The following is a 17,492-nucleotide window of genomic DNA, read 5'->3' on the forward strand; positions in this document are numbered from 1 at the left end:
TAACTTTTATTTTTATATTTGCAAAAAAGCACAAACTTTAACCAATATTTCACAACTGGTCTGATTTCTTCCGTATATTATAGGATGATAAAGAAAAGATAAACGCCACTATTTACAATTGCTCAACAAATTGACGAATTTCGCAGCCAATTTCGTCTGTTTTTTCCATATGAATGTGGTGGCCGCCTGTAAAAGTTTTACACTGACTGTAACTAAACCAGTTGTGCCTTTTCGCATAAACCTGCTCAACCTTTTTAAAGCTGCTGTCCGCTGCCAGAAACAATACCGGACATTCTATGCTTCGCATAAATGCCTCTGCCTGAGACTCAGTCAGCCGCAGGGTAGATTTTGTGCGCACGCGGGGGTCGCTCGCCCAGAAAAAATGGCCGGATGCATCCTGCGTCAGATTGCGGGAAAGAATTGCCCGGGCATGTTCAGGCCGGATATCAGCAACAGCGCAACGGGCTTTCACCGCAGCATCCAAATCCACGATATTCAATTTATTTCGCCGCTTTTTATCACGACTGATGACAGACTCCCTGACCTGTTCAGCGCTTGTTTGCGGATCCAGAGTAAGCGGTCCGCAGGCATCTATGGAAATCACTGCTTTCACCTGTTCAGGAAACACAGCGGCATAAAGTGTCGCCAGAATACCGCCCAGTGAGTGACCCAGCAGGATCACATTTTCAAACTGATTCTCTTTGATGAGCGCGTATAAATCCTGCAGGAAATCAAACTGGTGGTAATGGGCACCGGTCGGCCGGTGGGCTGACTGACCGTGTCCCGGTAAATCCAGTGCAATGAAGCGGCAGGATTGCAGATATGGCGCCAGCGGCGCCAGTGATACAGCATTATCGAGATAGCCGTGCAAACCGATAACAACAGTTCCGGCTCCCTGATTATCCAGTGCAGCCAGTTTGAGTTCACCGGCCTGAAATTCGGTTTCTAACATGTTTACGCCCTCCGGATGCGGCAAAAATAAGAAAAAAGCGGCAATGAATTGCCGCTTTATAAGGAACAAACCTGCCGCCGGATTACTTCAGATTTTGTCTTGCGCCGCCATTAGCCGGCGTGGAAGTTCTGGTAACCGGTCTGCTTACGCTGCTGCGGGTCGATGTTGAAGGCCGGCTGATCGTCCCCTTGTTGCCGCTGCGGGTAACGGAAACCCGTACCGGCGAGACATTGGGATAAGCACTTCTGTAATACCCGCGGGAGAAACCGACGCCGAACGTATAGGGCGAATAATACGGACGGTAAAATGAATAGTAGAACGGTGAGTACCAGCCCATACGGTAGTCAAAAAACATGGGGTGTACGTAGTTCAGTGAATCCTGACGCCACATATGAAAGTTTTCACCCTTGATGCGCGGATACATGTAAGGCTGTTCACCAACCATACCGGCAACAGGTCGTTCCACAGCACCGATGAAGGTGACGGAGCGGCCTTCTTCGAAATTAATCGGATCAACAAAACCATCAAGTTCCACTTTGAAGCGGCCAATGGTTTCTTCAAACGTATTCGGACGCCCGTAGTGATTCAGAGGAAAATTGACCACTTCAACCCAGGTCTTGTTTTCCTTGTTCTCCACGCCAACGATCACACCGCCCCAACGGGCCATTTTGCCCTTCACGCCGTCACCGCCGGTAACAGCTTTGTTGTAGGAGACCAGATTGGTGTCGTCCGGTACGCGGATATCTTCAGGAATAATGGTACAACCGGTTGCTAAGACTACCGCCACCAGCAGAAAAATTTTACGCAACATAAACGCCCCGGAATGCTAAAAGATAAACTTTATTAATTATGACGTTGCAAACTGAATGCAACCTGAACAATGGCCTGAAAAACGAAACTAATCGGGGTGAGCAGACCAGATTCAAGAATAAGGAGGTCAGGCGTAAATGTCTACACCGAGGAGCTGACGGATAGAATCCCGCTGCGCTTCCCGTTCAAGGCTCTGGTAGGCAGCAGTGGCCTGCTGACCTTTGCCTTCCGGCTGGTCGTAACCGGTTTGCTGCTGAAATTTCTTTGCAGAGTTCAGTACATCATCAGACTGGCTGCTGCGCACCGGTTCAGGTACAACGATACCTTCAACACTTTGAACAGGTTCTTTCTGTCTGGCATCCACTTTCTCAGGCTGCTCCCGGCGGGGCGCCTGATCAGGTCTGATAATACTGAAGCCGGACTGAATTTCCACGCTGTATGAGTTCCTGTTTTTGTGATTGACGGTTAGCTGATACTGGGTTTAAGTAAGCTGTAAGCAACGCTGAGTGGCGTTTACTGAATATTTAAGCTTATTTTAGCCCGAATACAATGTCACGCAAAAAACGCACCACTATTCCCTGCCGGGAAGCTTTTTCCACGTCACTTTATCCCGCAGATAAACAGGTTCAATGTTATCCACACTGGTAGCCATGCCTCCGGCAAACATCCCTTCGCCGGGTTTCAGCATGTGCAATGCGTCGGGATAGAGTACTTTCGGTGGCTTATCACCAAACTGCTTAAGTTCATCATAGGCCATCCAGCCGGTACCGGCACGGGCAAAATCTCCGGAGAGCAGCGTTGCAGCGTGTTCAGGCGGGCATACCTGTTCTTCACCGTTTAACTCCGCCTGACCGTTTACATTTGTAAATTGTGCAAAGTACACTTCACCCATGCGCGCATCAATGGCGCAGGCGATACGGCCGGCACCCTGCGTATCAATTACCTGCTGTGCCATCGCGGTAAGGGTGCTGACACCTGCGACTTCCAGGCCCGTGCCCAGAGCCAGTCCCTGAATCATGCCGGTGGCAATGCGAACGCCGGTGAAACTGCCGGGCCCGCGACCGTAAACCAGCCCGCCGGTCTCTTTTAAGCTCACACCGGCTTCTTTCATTACCTCATCAACCATAGGTAACAATCGCTGACTATGTTGCTGCGGACAAATTTCGAAACGGTGAAAAATACCGTTTTCGGTTTTCACCGCAACAGAGCAGGCTTCAGTAGCGGTATCAATGGCAAGTAAAATCATAAAACTCCGGGCTATTTAATCGCTTGCAGAAACGATTCAACTTTGTCCAGCGAACGTGTTCTCTGCATATCAGGTAAGCTTGATACAAATGTTTGTGCATAGGGTTTGGTCACCAGACGGTTATCACAAATAACCAGTACGCCTTTGTCGGTGGGATCACGGATAAGCCGTCCCGCCCCCTGCTTTAACGTGATGACTGCCTGCGGGATCTGAATTGCAGCGAAAGGATTCGCTCCGCGCTTTTTCACATCTTCCATGCGCGCCTGTAACAGCGGATCATCCGGTGAAGCAAATGGCAGTTTATCAATCATCACGCATATAAGGTCATTACCGCGAACATCAACCCCTTCCCAGAACGCACCGGTCCCGAGCAACACCGCACTTTCATCTGCCAGATAAGCATCCAGCAGTGCCTGCTTTGTCGTCGTTCCCTGCACCAGCAGCTTGTTAGGTACCTCAAACTCCAGCCTTTTGGCGATTTCACGGAGCATGGCGTGGCTGGTGAAAAGCAAGAAACAGCGGCCTTTACTGGCCTTAATCAAACGTTTTGCCGTTTCGAACAACGTGTCTTTCATGGCAAAGCTGTTCGGCTCCGGCAGGAACCTCGGCACACAGAGCATTGCCTGGTCTTTGTAGTTAAACGGACTTTCCAGTTCCAGAGTTTTGGCATCGTCCAGTCCCATCCGTTTCTGGAAATGGGTAAAGCCGCCATCGACAGTCAGGGTTGCAGACGTGAAAACCCATCCCCTTGGCACGGCATTGATAAACCGGCGGAACTTAGCAGCAATGGATAATGGCGTGAGATGCAGGATAAGGTGTCTTTGCGTGGTTTCATACCACAAGCTCACACCCTGCTGTTCAGCATCACATAACGCGTCAAGCTGTTCCCTTGTCTGCACTACCCGTTCGTAAATATTATCCAGATCTTTATCTCTGCCAAGGTGCAGTTTGATCACTTCATGAAGCACGCCGATGCCGTCTTTTAATCTGGCGACCTGAGTTTGTATGTCATCTCTGTCCAGCGCTTCGGCCCAGTTGCCTCTTTCAGGATTTTCCGGAAACAGCAGGCGCAAATCGGCTGATGCAATCCGGCATTTTTCTGCGGCTTTATCCAACTGTTCTGCGTCTTTGAGCACTGTGCGGTAGAGCACGTTAATATCTTTTGCCAGTTCCTGTAACTGACGGCTGGACAAAGATTCACCAAAGTAATCGCTGGCGATATCGGGGATTTGGTGAGCCTCATCGAATATGATGGCATCCGCTTCAGGGATGAGTTCACCGAAGCCTGTGTCCTTAAGCGCCATGTCAGCAAAAAAAAGGTGATGATTGACCACAATGATATCGGCCTCCAACGCTTTGCGGCGGGCTTTTACCAGATAACATTCTTCATATTCGGGACAATCACGTCCCAGGCAGTTGTCTACTGTTGAGGTGATCAACGGCAGTACTTTGGCATCTTCCGGCAACGTTTTCAGTTCGCCGGTATCACCGGTTTTGGTGGTCTCGGCCCAGCTTCTCACCGTTGATAGCTGACCAAGTACTTCTTTTTCCACCAGCGTGGAATTACCACCATGCTGACCCATGCGGTGCAGACACAAATAATTCGAACGGCCCTTTAATAGCGCTGTTTTTCTGCGGGAGCCCAGCGCTTTTTTAACCACCGGCAAATCACGGTGGTAAAGCTGCTCCTGCAGATTTTTCGTTCCGGTAGAAATGATTGCTTTACCTTCAGCCAGCAATGCCGGACCGAGATAAGCGAAAGTTTTGCCTGTTCCTGTGCCGGCTTCAACAATCAGCGAATGCTGATTGTCCAGCGCTGACTTCACAGCCAGCGCCATGTCCGTCTGGGCGGCGCGGGGAGAAAACCCCGGAATGGCCTTAGCCAGCAATCCGTCAGCAGTAAACAGGGAAGATACAGAAGGCATAAACAAACACTAAAAATTCAAAGCGCGTAGTATGCCAGAATTATCAGCTAAATGGGGCAGGAATTCACTGACCGGCCGGCCAGTTTAATTCATGTTAATATCGCCTCGTAAACACGATAGGCCCAGGGGGCCAAAATAGGCGGCTGTGCAGCATCAAGCACGATGTCCTGACGGTTCAGCACGTCACGGTACTGACCGTTATACAGACCGGCATCAAAGGTGGGAGAAACGGTATCAGGGGATAAGTTAAGCAACACCAGAATTTTCTCCTTTCCCTGCATGCGCACGTAACTGAAAACCCGCTTCAGATCATTGCTGTTCACCTGCAACATGGTTGCACCGGCTTTTCCGTTCCACAATGCCTTCACGCGCTTTTTCAAACTAATCAGTTCACGGTAAAGATCGCCGATGGCATGGTCCTGCCAGTCGATGGGATCCCGTTCAAAAAAGGCCAGACGTTTGTTTTCACCCGCTTCCTGACCATTGTGAATAAGCGGCATACCTTCGCCGGTGACAGACAACACAATAGCAGCCTCCAGAGCCTGTCCGAATTGTTCATGCTGCGTGCCATCCCAGGCATTTTTGTCATGATTGCTGACGAATGTCATCCGGTAGGCTGACTCCGGCCAACTGCGCTCGTTCCAGGAATAGTATTTTCTCAACCTGTCCAGCGGTGCCCTGCCCTGAGCAATATCGTGCATAGCCTCGTTCCAGCTCCAGGCATAGGTCATATTGAATGCCTGTTCGTGAAGGTCGCGGTTCTCCCATTCAGCCAGCATGAAAACCGGTTTAATAGCATCCAGCGCGGCTCTGGCCTGAGCCCAGAAATCATTGGGTACGTAACCGGCAACATCGCAGCGAAAACCGTCAATATCAAACCGTTCTACCCAGTAACACATTGCCTCAGTCATGTAACGGCGCAACGCCGGCACACTGTAATCAAACTCAATAATATCGTCCCAGTCCCACCACGGTGACGGTCTGAAATTACCCTGATAATCTTTTGCATACCAGTCAGGATGGGACACGGTGAGGGGATTATCCCAGGCACTGTGATTAGGGATCCAGTCGAGAATCACCTTCATATCAAGCCGGTGAATTTCACTGACAAGTGCGGCGAAACTGTTCTCGTCTCCGAACTCGGGATTAATGGCAAAGTAATCTTTTACAGAATAGGGACTGCCCAGTGACCCCTTGCGGTTTTTGATACCGATGGGCTGTACCGGCATGAGATAAATGATGTCTGCGCCCAGCGCTTTGATATGCTCAAGACCTTTAATTACGCCCTGAAAATTTCCTTCAGCACTGAACTGGCGGGTATTGACCTGATAGATGACCGCGTTTTCAGACCACGCAGGTTGCGCAACCTGATAACGGTTTTGCGGTAAAAAATCTGCAGCCATAATGTTCTCCGGGCGTTAAAAATCAATCTCATAGCATTGATACGTCATTCCCGATGAAAAGTTTTCCGTTCAGAATACCGGCAATCCGCTGATCCCCAGCAGTAATACCCATAAACCGAAAAACAATTTTAATTTCTGTACGGAAAATGCCAGCACAACATATTTAGCCAGTCTGCCGCCAATGATTGCACCTGCTCCGGCAAACAATACCACCGGCCAGACAATGGCTAAGGATTCAGTGACATGGTAAATCACCCCGCCCCATACTGAAAACGCAGTCAGCATCACAGCGACAGCAATTGCCATGGTAACGTGAAAGCCTCTCAGAATAAGAAATACAGCAACAAGCTCACCGACGCCGACAGACAACCATGCGGTTACAGCTCCGCCAACAAACGCCACCACGGGCAACAGCGCAGTTTCAGCCATGGAGAGGCTACTTCTGAACCGGGTTTTCTTTAATAACGGGATACTGGCAAAAATGACCAGAGCCAGAAAAATAGAGAAAATACCGAAGCCCAGGTGCAAATCATTCACGTTACCCTGAATGAAAGACAACAACGGAATGCTGCCGGCAGCAAACTGTGCCATCAGGATACCGCACACCGAAGCCGGCACTGTAAGTGCCACCACCTGCGGTAACATTTGCCAGTGTTCGTTGTGCTTTTCTTTGTTTCGAAAAAACGCCCACCAGCTCAATGCACCGGCCGTCATACCGCAGCACTGAATGGCAAAACTGGTTGCCACAATGTTCTGAGGGGAAAAATCCAGATGGTGGAACACCGGCACAAAAACAACGCCGCCACCGGCCCCGGTTGCATTCGCAAACACAGCACCGATAACACCGAGTAACGCAAAAGCACCATTTTCTGCCACGATGCCAGCCGGATCCGGTTGCATAAACAACACAATAAACCAGAGGATGATCAACGCTGAGGGAACGGAAAACTGACGGATGATACTTAACACTGACAGACTACTTATCCAGAAAATACACCGCGATGGCCTTCGCAGGTGAAAACAAACATTTGAGAATTGTACTTTTACAGCTTTAACAGTAAATTGCATAGCACATTATAAGAGGAATCGTAGCAAAGGACTCAGTATTATGCGAACAGCCTTCACCGGATTAAAAAAGGGTTTTATAGCCGCAGTGGCTTTATGGGGTATAGCCACGCCGCTCACTGCTTTCTCAGCATCCGTCTGGGAGGTGAGCAAGAACGGGAATACCGTCTATCTCGGTGGCACACTGCATATCCTCAGCCCGCAGGACTACCCGTTGCCGGCAGAATATGACATCGCTTATAAAGCATCCGGTAAAGTCATATTCGAAACCGATCTGGATGCGCTGGATACGCCGGATTTCACCCGTAAAACACTGCAACTGATGACTTATCAGGACGGTCGCACAATCAAAGATGATCTATCTGAAGAAACCTTCAGCATGCTGTCTGAGTGGCTCTCAGAAAGAGGTATTCCGGTAGCTCAGGTGAGCAAGATGAAGGCATCATTTCTTGGTATTTCGCTGTCTATGCTTGAAATGCAGCGGGCAGGTTTAACCAGTCAGGGGGTCGACAAATACTTTTTCGCCCGCGCGACGGAAGACCAGAAGTCTGTAGGCTGGTTTGAAACGCCTGAGCAGCAGTTAATGATGCTGGCCGGACTGAGTGAAGGCGACGAAGATGCCTACATCCGCTACACCCTCGAAGAGTTAGAAACCATGAATGACTCACTGGAACCGATGAAGGAAAACTGGCTGACCGGTGACATGCAGGCTCTGTATAACGACAGCATGGAAAGCTTCAAAACAGACTATCCTGAGGTGTACGATGAAATGCTGACGAACAGAAATAAAGCGTGGCTCCCGCACATTGAAGAGTACCTGACCACGCCGGAAACAGAGTTTGTACTGGTTGGCACCATGCATATGGCCGGTGCCGAAGGCGTTATCGCTATGCTTGAAAGTGAAGGTTATTCCGTCATTAAAGTTAATAAATAAGTATTACCCGCCGATATATGTAAGCGTAAAGACGATTTCAGACAAAATAATCATTACTGTTCTGAAATTTTAAACTACGCTTAAATCAACGAAAAATGCCAGTTAACCAGAGCGACCTGTCATCCGGTCGCTTCTGCTGCCTGCGCTGTCCGGAAAGCTTAAGCGTCTGATTGTTTTAACGGAGTTTGCATGTCCATAAAGCGAAGATTTCTCATCGCCATTTCCATTGTGATAGCGGTATTTACTGTCATTGTAGGCATAGTAACTTCCGTATCCATCAAGTCTGATATTGACCATCAGATCCAGACACAAATAGATCAGACATCTAAGCGCTTGCTGGATATTTTTGCAGTCACCGATTCACTGATGAGTGAACGGGTAAAAAGCAGTATGGCGTTATTAAAGCAACGGGGCGCAGCATTGGGAACACCCTCACAGGCTGGTGATGTGATGGTGAAAGAAACGCTTTCCACGCAGCTTTTACTGGGCGGAAAACCACAGGCGAATGATTTTACCCTGGTTGACGGGCTAACCAGCATTATGGGCGGCACGGCAACATTATTCAGTCGCCGGGGTGATGACTACATCCGCGTCAGTACAAATGTGATTAAAGACGGTCAGCGCGCAATTGGAACCAAACTCGCCCCTCAGGGCAAAGCCATGGCGAAAATCAAAAATGGTGAAGCCTATTACGGTGAAGTTGATATTCTCGGCAATCCTTATCTGACCGGTTATGAACCCATGTTCAATAGCGCCAGTCAGGTTGTCGGCATCTGGTATGTGGGATACTCCGCTGATTTAAAACTGCTGGAAGAAGCCATTGCCCGCAGTCATATACTGGAAAAAGGATTCGTTGCCCTGCGTGATGCAAAAGGCAATGTCCGTATGCATTCTTCTCATGTGAACGAAAGTGACGTCAAAGCCGCCCTCTCCGGAGACGACAAATGGAATCTGACCGTTGTGCCATTCAGCCGATGGGGCTACGACATCTTGCTGGCGGAATCGAACAGTGAGAAAACGTCCATGCTCAGCACAGCGCTTTTCGTTTTGCTGATTAAAGTACTGGTGGCGAGTGGCATTGTTCTTATCAGTCTGGTTATCCTGGTGAAACGTTATGTGGGTCAGCCTCTGGATGAGTTTAATCAGGTTGTCAACAGTTTGTCCGGCGGTGAAGGCGATCTGACTTTCCGCTTCGAAAACAAAAAGAATGATGAATTTGGCCGCATGGCACAGGCCTTCAATAAATTACTGGCACAACTGCAGTCCACGTTACAAAACGTCGACAGTGCCACTCAGGCTATGCAGTCCAAATCACAGGTGCTGAACAGAACAGCCTCCAGCGCACAGAAAACCGTGAAATCCTTATCTGACGAAACCAGTGCGATTACCAGTGCCATCACTGAGCTGCAACAAAGCGCGGAAGCGGTCTCAGTAAATATTCATCATGCCAGCGATGCTGCAAATGCGGCCGACGCTGACACCCGTAACAGCGTTAATGTACTGAAAGCGACTATCAAAGACATAGAGAAGCAGGCCCGGGAAGTGGATGCCTCTGTACAGGTAATTACCGATCTGGCCCGCTCCAGTGAGGAAATCAGTGGTGTCATGGATGTTATCCGCAATATTGCCGAACAAACCAATTTGCTGGCTCTGAATGCTGCCATTGAGGCCGCCCGTGCCGGAGAACAGGGCCGGGGCTTTGCGGTGGTCGCAGATGAAGTTCGCTCACTGGCAAGCCGTACCCAAAGCTCTACTGAAGAAATCCGCGTCATGATTGAACGCCTGCAACAAGGCAGCCGCGATGCGTCTGAGCGCATGCAGTCGAATAAAGACAATGCATTTGCAACCGTGGAAGTGACACAAAAAGCCGGAGAGACGTTGCAAAAAGCACTGTCCGCCGTCGCAACCATTACTTCCCTGAATCAGGAAACCGCATCAATGGCCACACAGCAGGCCGCAGTATCGCAGGATGTATCCAAACGACTCAACAGCATTCAGCAGGTTGGTAGTGAAAATGAGCAACATGCCCGCGAGGTATCTGATAACTGTGAAGCGCTGGTTGAGCAGATTGAACAAATGCGGGAGCAACTGAGACGCTACCGCTTCTGATGATCAGGTTTGGCGCAATTTGCGGACGAGTGTCTGTAAATTGCGCCATCGCCCCCTTTCCTTTCCGGCTACATCCTTCCCGAATCACACATAACACATTGAATAAAAAGACTTTATAAAACTAAGCACGCTAATTGCTTTGTTCTGTCAGATCTGAAGTTGCTTATTGCCTCGTCTGCATTCAGACAGGTTCTTACAGGAGTAATAGCATGATAAATCTGATTAGAATGATAAAAACCAAACGTATTGTGTTCGCTGCCGGTGTACTGATGCTGGTATCAGGCTGCGCTTCCATGGGCAGTGGCACCGTTGCTGAAAAGCGGGACGCCATACTAACCATGCAGGATGTGGCGCTGGCGAAACTCTACAAAGAAAAACCCGATGTAAAAGCGCAAATAGAAACAGCGCCCGGCTATGCCGTTTTCAGCAATGCGAATGTGAACATTATCTTTGTTTCAGCCGGCACAGGCTATGGTGTAGTTAACAACAACACAACCGGCCACCAGACATACATGAACATGGCCGAGGGCGGTGTGGGACTGGGTATCGGTGCGAAAGATTACCGCATTGTACTGGTGTTTCATTCTCAAAAAGCCATTAACTACTTTATTGAGAACGGCTGGACCGCAGGCGGTAACGCAGATGCCACAGCAAAGGCTGGTCAAAAAGGCATGTCGGTTGAAGGTGAAGGGTATTTAGGTGATATTACCGTTTACACAATGACGGAATCAGGTCTTGCTCTGCAGGCTTCGGTAAAAGGCACCAAATTCTGGCCAGACAAACAACTCAATTAAATGAAACAGCGCTGCGCGATTTAACCGTGCAGCTTTTAAAAGATGATACGTTACGGTATGCAGCTCTGCAGGCCGTAGCGACCCTATCGTTACCGGACTGCTGGATTGGCGCCGGATTCATCAGAAACCTCATCTGGGATCACACTCACCGGCGCAGCATTTCCACTCCCCTTAATGACGTGGATGTGGTGTACTTCGATGCTGACAACGTCTCTGTTGAAGCCGAAACCGTGCACGCAGGCCGGTTGAACACCGTCATGCCGGTACTGAACTGGGAAGTCCGTAACCAGGCACGTATGCATGATAAACATGAACGTCCGCCATTCAGCAATACCAAGGATGCGATTTCACACTGGATTGAAATTGAAACCACTGTAGCAGCCAGACTTCAAAACGAAAATATCGAAATATTCAGTGCTTATGGATTAAATCACAACTACAACAATACCATCACCCGCAACCCGCTGGCAGCAAAGGCAACCTTTGATTCACGGGTAAAAAATAAATCGTGGTTGGCTGAGTGGCCGGAGCTGAAAGTGCAACACGGGCAGATTCAGCGGTAACGTCTTTTCGCGCCCTTGCCCTTCCTTTCTTTCTTATCCCGGTGAAAACTTCACAAAACTGTCATTGACTCTCACCTCAAAACATGTGAAATTCCACATATGTACTATTTCACATGTATTAGCTTATGAATGCGCTGCAACTGTTTAAATGTCTGGCCGACGACACACGGCTGAAATCCGTTGTGCTTATCCATACGTTTGGTGAAGCCTGCGTGTGCGAGCTGATGGAAACCCTGAAATTGGATCAACCCAAGACATCCCGTCACCTGGCATCACTACGTAAATGCAACATTTTGCTGGATGAACGCCGTGGCAAATGGGTGTACTACCGCCTTCATCCCGAACTGCCGGCATGGGCAAAATCTGTGATTGCCAGCGCCAGTGAAAGTAACAGCGAAGACTTCGAGGCGTTATTGGCGACTTTTAAGCAATGCCAGCTTAACGGCAAGGATTGTTGTAATTAAATTTTTAACAGGAATACACTTATGAAAATTCTGTTTATCTGCACCCACAACCGGTGCCGGAGTATCCTTAGCGAAGCCATCACCAACCAGATTGGCCGCGGCATCATTGAAGCTCGCAGCGCCGGCAGCCAGCCGGTGGGTGAAGTACACCCGCTGTCTGTGAAATATCTGGAAGAATCCGGCTACAGTACAGCAGGCTTGCAAAGCCAGTCATGGGACGAATTCGAAGACTTCAGCGCTGATGTTGTCATTACGGTATGTGACTCAGCAGCGGGTGAGACCTGCCCGGTCTGGTTCGGTAACAGTGTAAAAGTTCACTGGGGCCTGTCAGATCCATCGAAAGAAAGTGGCACCACTGAAGAGATCCGCGCAGCCTTTTTAAGCTGCATCCGCATTATTGAAGAAAGAGCAAAACAGTTGCTGACCATTGCTGAAAAAGCAGGTGATACTGAAGCTCTGCGCAAGGCTCTCACAGATTTAGGAGTGCAACACTGATGTCAAAAGAGTCCGGGACATCCCCAGCTTCTGATTTGCCCAATATCGATACTTCACACTGGCAAACACCGGTTTTTGATGCCTGTTTGCCGGGCGCCTCTGAACATAAGCCACGAATACTACTTCTATACGGTTCTCTGCGTGAGCGCTCGTTCAGCCGCCTTGCTGTAGAAGAAGCCGCCCGTTTGCTTACCGCCATGGGGGCGGAAACACGTATTTTTAATCCGGAAGGTTTACCGCAAACCGACACCGGAGATGAACATCATCCGAAAGTGAAAGAACTTCGTGAATTAATGATGTGGTCAGAAGGTCAGGTGTGGTGCTCGCCGGAGCGTCACGGTGCCATGACCAGCATTTTCAAAAGTCAGATAGACTGGGTGCCGTTAAGTATCGGCGGCGTCCGCCCGACTCAGGGTAAAACGCTGGCGCTGATGCAGGTCTGCGGTGGTTCGCAGTCATTTAACACAGTCAATCAGATGCGAATTTTGGGTCGCTGGATGCGTATGGTTACCATACCTAATCAGTCGTCGGTACCCAAAGCCTTCCTCGAATTTGAAGAAGACGGCCGTATGAAACCTTCCCCGTTCTACAACCGCATCGTGGATGTGATGGAAGAGTTAATGAAATTCACCCTGCTGCTTCGTGGCAATAAAGACTTTTTTGTCGATCGCTATTCTGAGCGGGTGGAAAGTGCAGAGGCACTGAGCAAGCGCGTTAATCAAAAATCGATTTAGGATATTGAACCATGGGATTATTTGAACGCTTCCTCTCGGTCTGGGTTGCACTTGCGATTGTTACAGGCTTGCTTGCAGGCAGTTTGTTTCCGGACTTGTTTGCTACTGTAGCAGGGCTTGAATATGCACATGTTAATCTGGTTATCGCCGTACTTATCTGGCTGATGATTTACCCGATGATGGTACAGGTAGATTTCACCTCAGTTAAAGATGTAGGAAAGAAACCCAAAGGCCTGGTTCTGACCCTTATCATCAACTGGTTGCTTAAGCCTTTTTCCATGGCTTTTCTGGGCTGGCTGTTCTTTAACGGCATCTTTGCAGACTGGGTCGACGCGCAAACAGCGGGCGAATACATAGCCGGTATGATCTTATTGGGTGTGGCCCCCTGCACCGCCATGGTGTTTGTATGGAGTCAGCTCACAAAGGGTGATGCCAACTATACCCTCGTGCAGGTGTCCGTGAACGATATCATCATGATTTTCGCCTTTGCGCCGTTAGCGGCATTTCTGCTGGGCGTTACCGATATTACTGTTCCCTGGAACACGTTGCTGTTATCTGTCGTGCTGTACGTTGTGATCCCTCTTGTGGCCGGTGTGATTACACGGAAAGTACTGGACAGTAAGGACAAGCACCAGCGCCTGACACAATTTATTGCCACCATGAAGCCCTGGTCAATTATCGGGTTGCTGGCTACCGTTGTACTGCTATTCGGCTTTCAGTCTGAAACTATCATTGCAGATCCGCAGGCCATTGTATTAATTGCCATACCGCTGCTTATTCAGACCTACGGCATTTTCTTTCTGGCTTACTGGCTGGCTAAGCGCATGGGATTGCCCCACGATGTTGCCGCCCCGGCATGCATGATAGGCACGTCAAACTTCTTTGAACTGGCTGTTGCCGTGGCAATTTCTTTGTTTGGTCTCCACTCGGGAGCCGCACTGGCTACTGTAGTCGGCGTGCTGGTAGAGGTGCCTGTGATGCTGTCGTTGGTAGGTTTTGCAAACAGAACGCGGCACTGGTTTAACTAACTAATACGTGGCGCTACCCGCTATTGTGAATAATAAAAAGGCCCGCTCTTTACAGAGCGGGCCTTTCGTTTTTAATTCAGAGCGCTAACGTTCGGAGCGTTTACGTTCATAGCGCTTCCGGGGCACCACTGGTTTGTTGCCGGACGGGGGCTTACTCTATTTCCAGCATCACCACTTTACCCATTGTCTCCAGTTCGTCCTTGTAAAGTGCAGCGTCGCCCACAATCAGATAAATGACATTATCCGTAGTGAACAAACCGGACTGGGCCCTCACGTCTTCCAGGGTGAGCTTGTCATACTCCTGCTGTAATAACATAGGATAGTTGAGCGGCTTACCCTCTTTCAGACTGGACTCAATTTCTGACAGCACACTACCGTTTGTTTCAAATAAGCCCGGTAACTTACGGATTTCAGTCGTAACGGTTTCGGTCAGTTCCGTTTCCGTTGCCGGATTATCACCATTGTATTCTTTCATCTCGCGGTCTATTTCGTTAACCGATTCGACGGTTTTGTCACTCTGTACCGGCGCGTACACAAACCACGGACGCTGCCCCAGTGTTGTCATCGCAAGGCTGCGTGCACCGTAAGCCCAGCCTTTATCTTCCCGCAAATTCATATTCAGGCGGGCGGTAAATTTACCGCCTACTATGGCATTAGCCGTTTCGATTGCCAGCGTGTTTTTATCTGATACAGGCGGGATGAGTTTACCGGCCAGTATAAGCGACTGGGGAGAATCAGGACGGTTGGCCAGGTAGAACGTACGGCCTTTCACTTGGGGTACATCAGCAATGCGCTTTTCTCCGGATTGGCCACTTACTTTCCATTCACCCAGACTATCATTCAGCATGGATTGGAGAGCTGATTTTTCGATATCACCCACTACAATGATTGTCGCATTGTCAGGTCGTATCCAGGTGCTATGGAAGTTTTTGAGTATTTTGGTGGAAATTTCACTGACTGATTCATTGGTGCCGGAACCCGTCAGCGGCATACCGTATGGATGATCTTTTCCATACAGCAAAGGCGGCAATTCCCGGAACGCCAGTTGTACCGGCTGAGATTTTTCCTGGGCAATATCCGACAACCAGATCGGCTTCAGTTTTTCCAGATCGCTTTCCCGCATGGCCGGATTTTTTACCACGCTGCTGAAAAGTGACAATGCAGGTTTTAAGTTCGCGGTAAGGGATTGTAAATGTGCATAAGAACTGTCCAGCGAGCCTCCAAAATAGCTGGCAGCGCCCAGCATGTCCATTTTCGTTTTGTAAGCTTCACCATCAATTTTACCGGAGCCCTCTTCCAGCATGCGCATGGTCATTGATGATGAACCCAATGGATAGCCATACGCGTCGGCAGCATAACCACTGTCGAACACGATACGCAGAGAAACATCAGGCACGGCATCCCGCTTAACAAAATAGACCGGTAACCCGTTATCCAGGGTAAATTCCTCTGCCTCAGGGAACGACAGCGCGGGCATGTCTGTCACCTCCGGTAATGCAGAGCGGTCAGCGCCTTCTGTACTTGCTGCATAATTCGGAAACGGGCGGACAATCAACTGATGATAAGGAAGATCGAGCCATTTTTTAGCGACGGTATTGAGCTGCTTTGGTGTGGCCTCTGAATAGCGTTTCAGGCTTTTCATATAGTGGTCTGAATCGCCGGCATATAACTCGCCTTCTGCCAGAACGTTAGCCTTTCCGCCAAAGCCACCAATCTTCTCCATACCGCGTATAGTGCGGGAAAGCGTGCGCATCCGCGCACCTTCCAGTTCCTGCTTATTTACCGGTGTGGCAACCAGTGCAGCAACTTCTTCATCAATAATCGCAGACACTTTATCTTCATCAGCATTTGCACCGAGCGTCACTTCGAGGGTAAAGATACTTGCCAGCGTATGCTCTTCTAAATACGCATCAATACCGGTTGCCAGCTTTTCTTTTTCCACCAGGCGCTGATACAGGCGTGAGGTTTTGCCTTCTCCCATCACTTTGGCCAGCAAATTCAGTGCTTCAGTATCATCATCTACCCTTCCGGCTACCGGCCAGACCCGGTAGATGCGTTCAGCCGCCACTTTGTCGAACAATTCCTCATAGCTGTTGGAGTCTTTAACCGGCACATAGGATTTCAGACGTTTTAAAGGCGGTCCGGGAGGAATATCACCAAAGTAATGCTCCACTTTCTGCTTTGCCACTTCGGGCGTAATGTCACCGGCGAGGACAATGACAGTATTGGCAGCACCGTAGTACTGCTCAAACCAGGCTTTTACATCATCCAGACTGGCCGCATTCAAATCTTCCATGGAGCCGATGGTACTCCAGCGATACGGGTGTCCTTCAGGAAAAATCCCCTCCAGCAAACTGTATTCAGCTTTACGGTAAGGCGTGTTGTCGCCCTGACGTTTTTCGTTCTGTACCACGCCACGCTGGTTATCCAGCTTTTCCTGTGTGATGGCACCAAGCAGATGCCCCATGCGATCAGATTCCATCCACAACGCAAGATCGACGGCGGTAGACGGGACATTCTGGAAGTAGTTGGTGCGGTCAAACCAGGTGGTACCGTTCATATCGGTGGCGCCGACCTGGTCGAAGGGCTTGAAGTATTCGCCGTCGTAGTTTTCCGAGCCGTTAAACATAAGGTGTTCAAACAGGTGAGCGAAGCCGGTTTTACCGGGTTTCTCATCTTTAGACCCCACGTTATACCAAACAGAGACCGCGACAATAGGCGCTTTGTGATCTTCGTGGACCAGTAACGTCAGGCCATTGTCCAGTTGATAACGGGTATGAGGGATAGCCAGATCGTCAACGTTTAAAGACGCAGCATTCAGGCAGGTATGCGTAATTGCCATCGCAATCAGCAGCAGTGATTTCTTCATAATATCTGTCCGTAGTATTTATTGTTAGTTGTCCTGTATCACCGGCGCAAGCCCTACAGGTTAATTTTCATACTAGCGGATATTTACCGGAACACCAGACA

The 17,492-nt window shown here is 49.4% G+C and carries 16 protein-coding genes; 8 read left to right on the forward strand and 8 right to left on the reverse strand.

Annotation, left to right across the window (positions count from 1 at the left end):
- Window positions 1-112: 112 nt before the first annotated feature.
- The 7 genes from ACXAGC_RS19465 to ACXAGC_RS19495 all read right to left on the reverse strand — a co-directional run bounded on the left by ACXAGC_RS19465 (window position 113) and on the right by ACXAGC_RS19495 (window position 7,305).
- The gene (locus ACXAGC_RS19465) at window positions 113-952 is read right to left on the reverse strand and encodes an alpha/beta hydrolase (protein ID WP_474846501.1); all 840 of its coding nucleotides are present in this window, start codon (window positions 950-952) and stop codon (window positions 113-115) included.
- Between the two features lie 82 nt (window positions 953-1,034).
- Window positions 1,035-1,763 carry a Slp family lipoprotein gene (locus ACXAGC_RS19470; protein WP_232373368.1) on the reverse strand — a complete coding sequence of 243 codons (729 nt, stop codon included), beginning with the start codon at window positions 1,761-1,763 and terminating at the stop codon, window positions 1,035-1,037.
- A gap of 126 nt (window positions 1,764-1,889) precedes the next feature.
- A complete protein-coding gene (locus ACXAGC_RS19475) occupies window positions 1,890-2,195 on the reverse strand; it encodes a hypothetical protein (RefSeq protein ID WP_303575407.1) in 306 nt (101 codons plus the stop codon).
- A 138-nt stretch (window positions 2,196-2,333) separates the two neighbouring features.
- Complete coding sequence (gene tsaB, locus ACXAGC_RS19480; protein WP_474846504.1) at window positions 2,334-3,008, reverse strand: tRNA (adenosine(37)-N6)-threonylcarbamoyltransferase complex dimerization subunit type 1 TsaB; 675 nt, start codon at window positions 3,006-3,008, stop codon at window positions 2,334-2,336.
- A gap of 11 nt (window positions 3,009-3,019) precedes the next feature.
- Window positions 3,020-4,933 (reverse strand): DNA repair helicase YoaA, encoded by a 1,914-nt coding sequence (locus ACXAGC_RS19485; RefSeq protein ID WP_303575410.1) that lies wholly within the window; start codon window positions 4,931-4,933, stop codon window positions 3,020-3,022.
- Between the two features lie 89 nt (window positions 4,934-5,022).
- Window positions 5,023-6,336: an alpha-amylase family glycosyl hydrolase gene (locus ACXAGC_RS19490; RefSeq protein ID WP_474846506.1), complete on the reverse strand. Its 1,314-nt coding sequence runs from the start codon at window positions 6,334-6,336 to the stop codon at window positions 5,023-5,025.
- 69 nt (window positions 6,337-6,405) lie between these two features.
- On the reverse strand, window positions 6,406-7,305 hold the full coding sequence (locus tag ACXAGC_RS19495; RefSeq protein WP_474846508.1) for a sulfite exporter TauE/SafE family protein: 900 nt from the start codon (window positions 7,303-7,305) through the stop codon (window positions 6,406-6,408).
- Between the two features lie 139 nt (window positions 7,306-7,444).
- On the opposite strand from ACXAGC_RS19495, the gene ACXAGC_RS19500 reads away from it, so the two are divergent.
- The 8 genes from ACXAGC_RS19500 (at window position 7,445) to arsB (ending at window position 14,522) form a co-directional block, all read left to right on the forward strand.
- Window positions 7,445-8,335, forward strand: a complete 891-nt coding sequence (locus tag ACXAGC_RS19500) for a TraB/GumN family protein (RefSeq protein WP_474846510.1) — start codon at window positions 7,445-7,447, stop codon at window positions 8,333-8,335.
- A 189-nt stretch (window positions 8,336-8,524) separates the two neighbouring features.
- Window positions 8,525-10,444: a methyl-accepting chemotaxis protein gene (locus ACXAGC_RS19505; RefSeq protein WP_474846512.1), complete on the forward strand. Its 1,920-nt coding sequence runs from the start codon at window positions 8,525-8,527 to the stop codon at window positions 10,442-10,444.
- 227 nt (window positions 10,445-10,671) lie between these two features.
- Window positions 10,672-11,238 carry a lipid-binding SYLF domain-containing protein gene (locus ACXAGC_RS19510; RefSeq protein ID WP_303575479.1) on the forward strand — a complete coding sequence of 189 codons (567 nt, stop codon included), beginning with the start codon at window positions 10,672-10,674 and terminating at the stop codon, window positions 11,236-11,238.
- A 26-nt stretch (window positions 11,239-11,264) separates the two neighbouring features.
- A complete protein-coding gene (locus ACXAGC_RS19515; protein WP_474846514.1) occupies window positions 11,265-11,801 on the forward strand; it encodes a nucleotidyltransferase family protein in 537 nt (178 codons plus the stop codon).
- 125 nt (window positions 11,802-11,926) lie between these two features.
- On the forward strand, window positions 11,927-12,265 hold the full coding sequence (locus ACXAGC_RS19520; RefSeq protein WP_474846516.1) for a metalloregulator ArsR/SmtB family transcription factor: 339 nt from the start codon (window positions 11,927-11,929) through the stop codon (window positions 12,263-12,265).
- A gap of 21 nt (window positions 12,266-12,286) precedes the next feature.
- Window positions 12,287-12,760 (forward strand): arsenate reductase ArsC, encoded by a 474-nt coding sequence (locus ACXAGC_RS19525; protein WP_474846518.1) that lies wholly within the window; start codon window positions 12,287-12,289, stop codon window positions 12,758-12,760.
- Window positions 12,760-13,494, forward strand: coding sequence for an arsenical resistance protein ArsH (gene arsH / locus ACXAGC_RS19530; RefSeq protein WP_474846520.1), 735 nt, complete (start codon window positions 12,760-12,762; stop codon window positions 13,492-13,494). Before ACXAGC_RS19525 ends, arsH begins: the two co-directional genes overlap by 1 nt.
- Before the next feature lie 11 nt (window positions 13,495-13,505).
- On the forward strand, window positions 13,506-14,522 hold the full coding sequence (gene arsB, locus ACXAGC_RS19535) for an ACR3 family arsenite efflux transporter (RefSeq protein WP_474846522.1): 1,017 nt from the start codon (window positions 13,506-13,508) through the stop codon (window positions 14,520-14,522).
- A gap of 151 nt (window positions 14,523-14,673) precedes the next feature.
- Here arsB and ACXAGC_RS19540 read toward each other — a convergent pair whose 3' ends face one another.
- On the reverse strand, window positions 14,674-17,391 hold the full coding sequence (locus ACXAGC_RS19540) for a M16 family metallopeptidase (RefSeq protein WP_474846524.1): 2,718 nt from the start codon (window positions 17,389-17,391) through the stop codon (window positions 14,674-14,676).
- Window positions 17,392-17,492: the final 101 nt, after the last annotated feature.

Source organism: Alteromonas sp. AWJ4_197 (assembly GCF_056160285.1).

Coding starts and splice junctions, on each gene's coding strand:
- ACXAGC_RS19485 (WP_303575410.1), bottom strand. CDS start 4,933: ATGCCTTCTGTATCTTCCCTGTTTACTGCTGACGGATTGCTGGCTAAG.
- tsaB (WP_474846504.1), bottom strand. CDS start 3,008: ATGATTTTACTTGCCATTGATACCGCTACTGAAGCCTGCTCTGTTGCG.
- ACXAGC_RS19510 (WP_303575479.1), top strand. CDS start 10,672: ATGATAAAAACCAAACGTATTGTGTTCGCTGCCGGTGTACTGATGCTG.
- ACXAGC_RS19465 (WP_474846501.1), bottom strand. CDS start 952: ATGTTAGAAACCGAATTTCAGGCCGGTGAACTCAAACTGGCTGCACTG.
- ACXAGC_RS19470 (WP_232373368.1), bottom strand. CDS start 1,763: ATGTTGCGTAAAATTTTTCTGCTGGTGGCGGTAGTCTTAGCAACCGGT.
- ACXAGC_RS19520 (WP_474846516.1), top strand. CDS start 11,927: ATGAATGCGCTGCAACTGTTTAAATGTCTGGCCGACGACACACGGCTG.
- ACXAGC_RS19505 (WP_474846512.1), top strand. CDS start 8,525: ATGTCCATAAAGCGAAGATTTCTCATCGCCATTTCCATTGTGATAGCG.
- ACXAGC_RS19500 (WP_474846510.1), top strand. CDS start 7,445: ATGCGAACAGCCTTCACCGGATTAAAAAAGGGTTTTATAGCCGCAGTG.
- ACXAGC_RS19540 (WP_474846524.1), bottom strand. CDS start 17,391: ATGAAGAAATCACTGCTGCTGATTGCGATGGCAATTACGCATACCTGC.
- ACXAGC_RS19490 (WP_474846506.1), bottom strand. CDS start 6,336: ATGGCTGCAGATTTTTTACCGCAAAACCGTTATCAGGTTGCGCAACCT.
- arsH (WP_474846520.1), top strand. CDS start 12,760: ATGTCAAAAGAGTCCGGGACATCCCCAGCTTCTGATTTGCCCAATATC.
- ACXAGC_RS19525 (WP_474846518.1), top strand. CDS start 12,287: ATGAAAATTCTGTTTATCTGCACCCACAACCGGTGCCGGAGTATCCTT.
- arsB (WP_474846522.1), top strand. CDS start 13,506: ATGGGATTATTTGAACGCTTCCTCTCGGTCTGGGTTGCACTTGCGATT.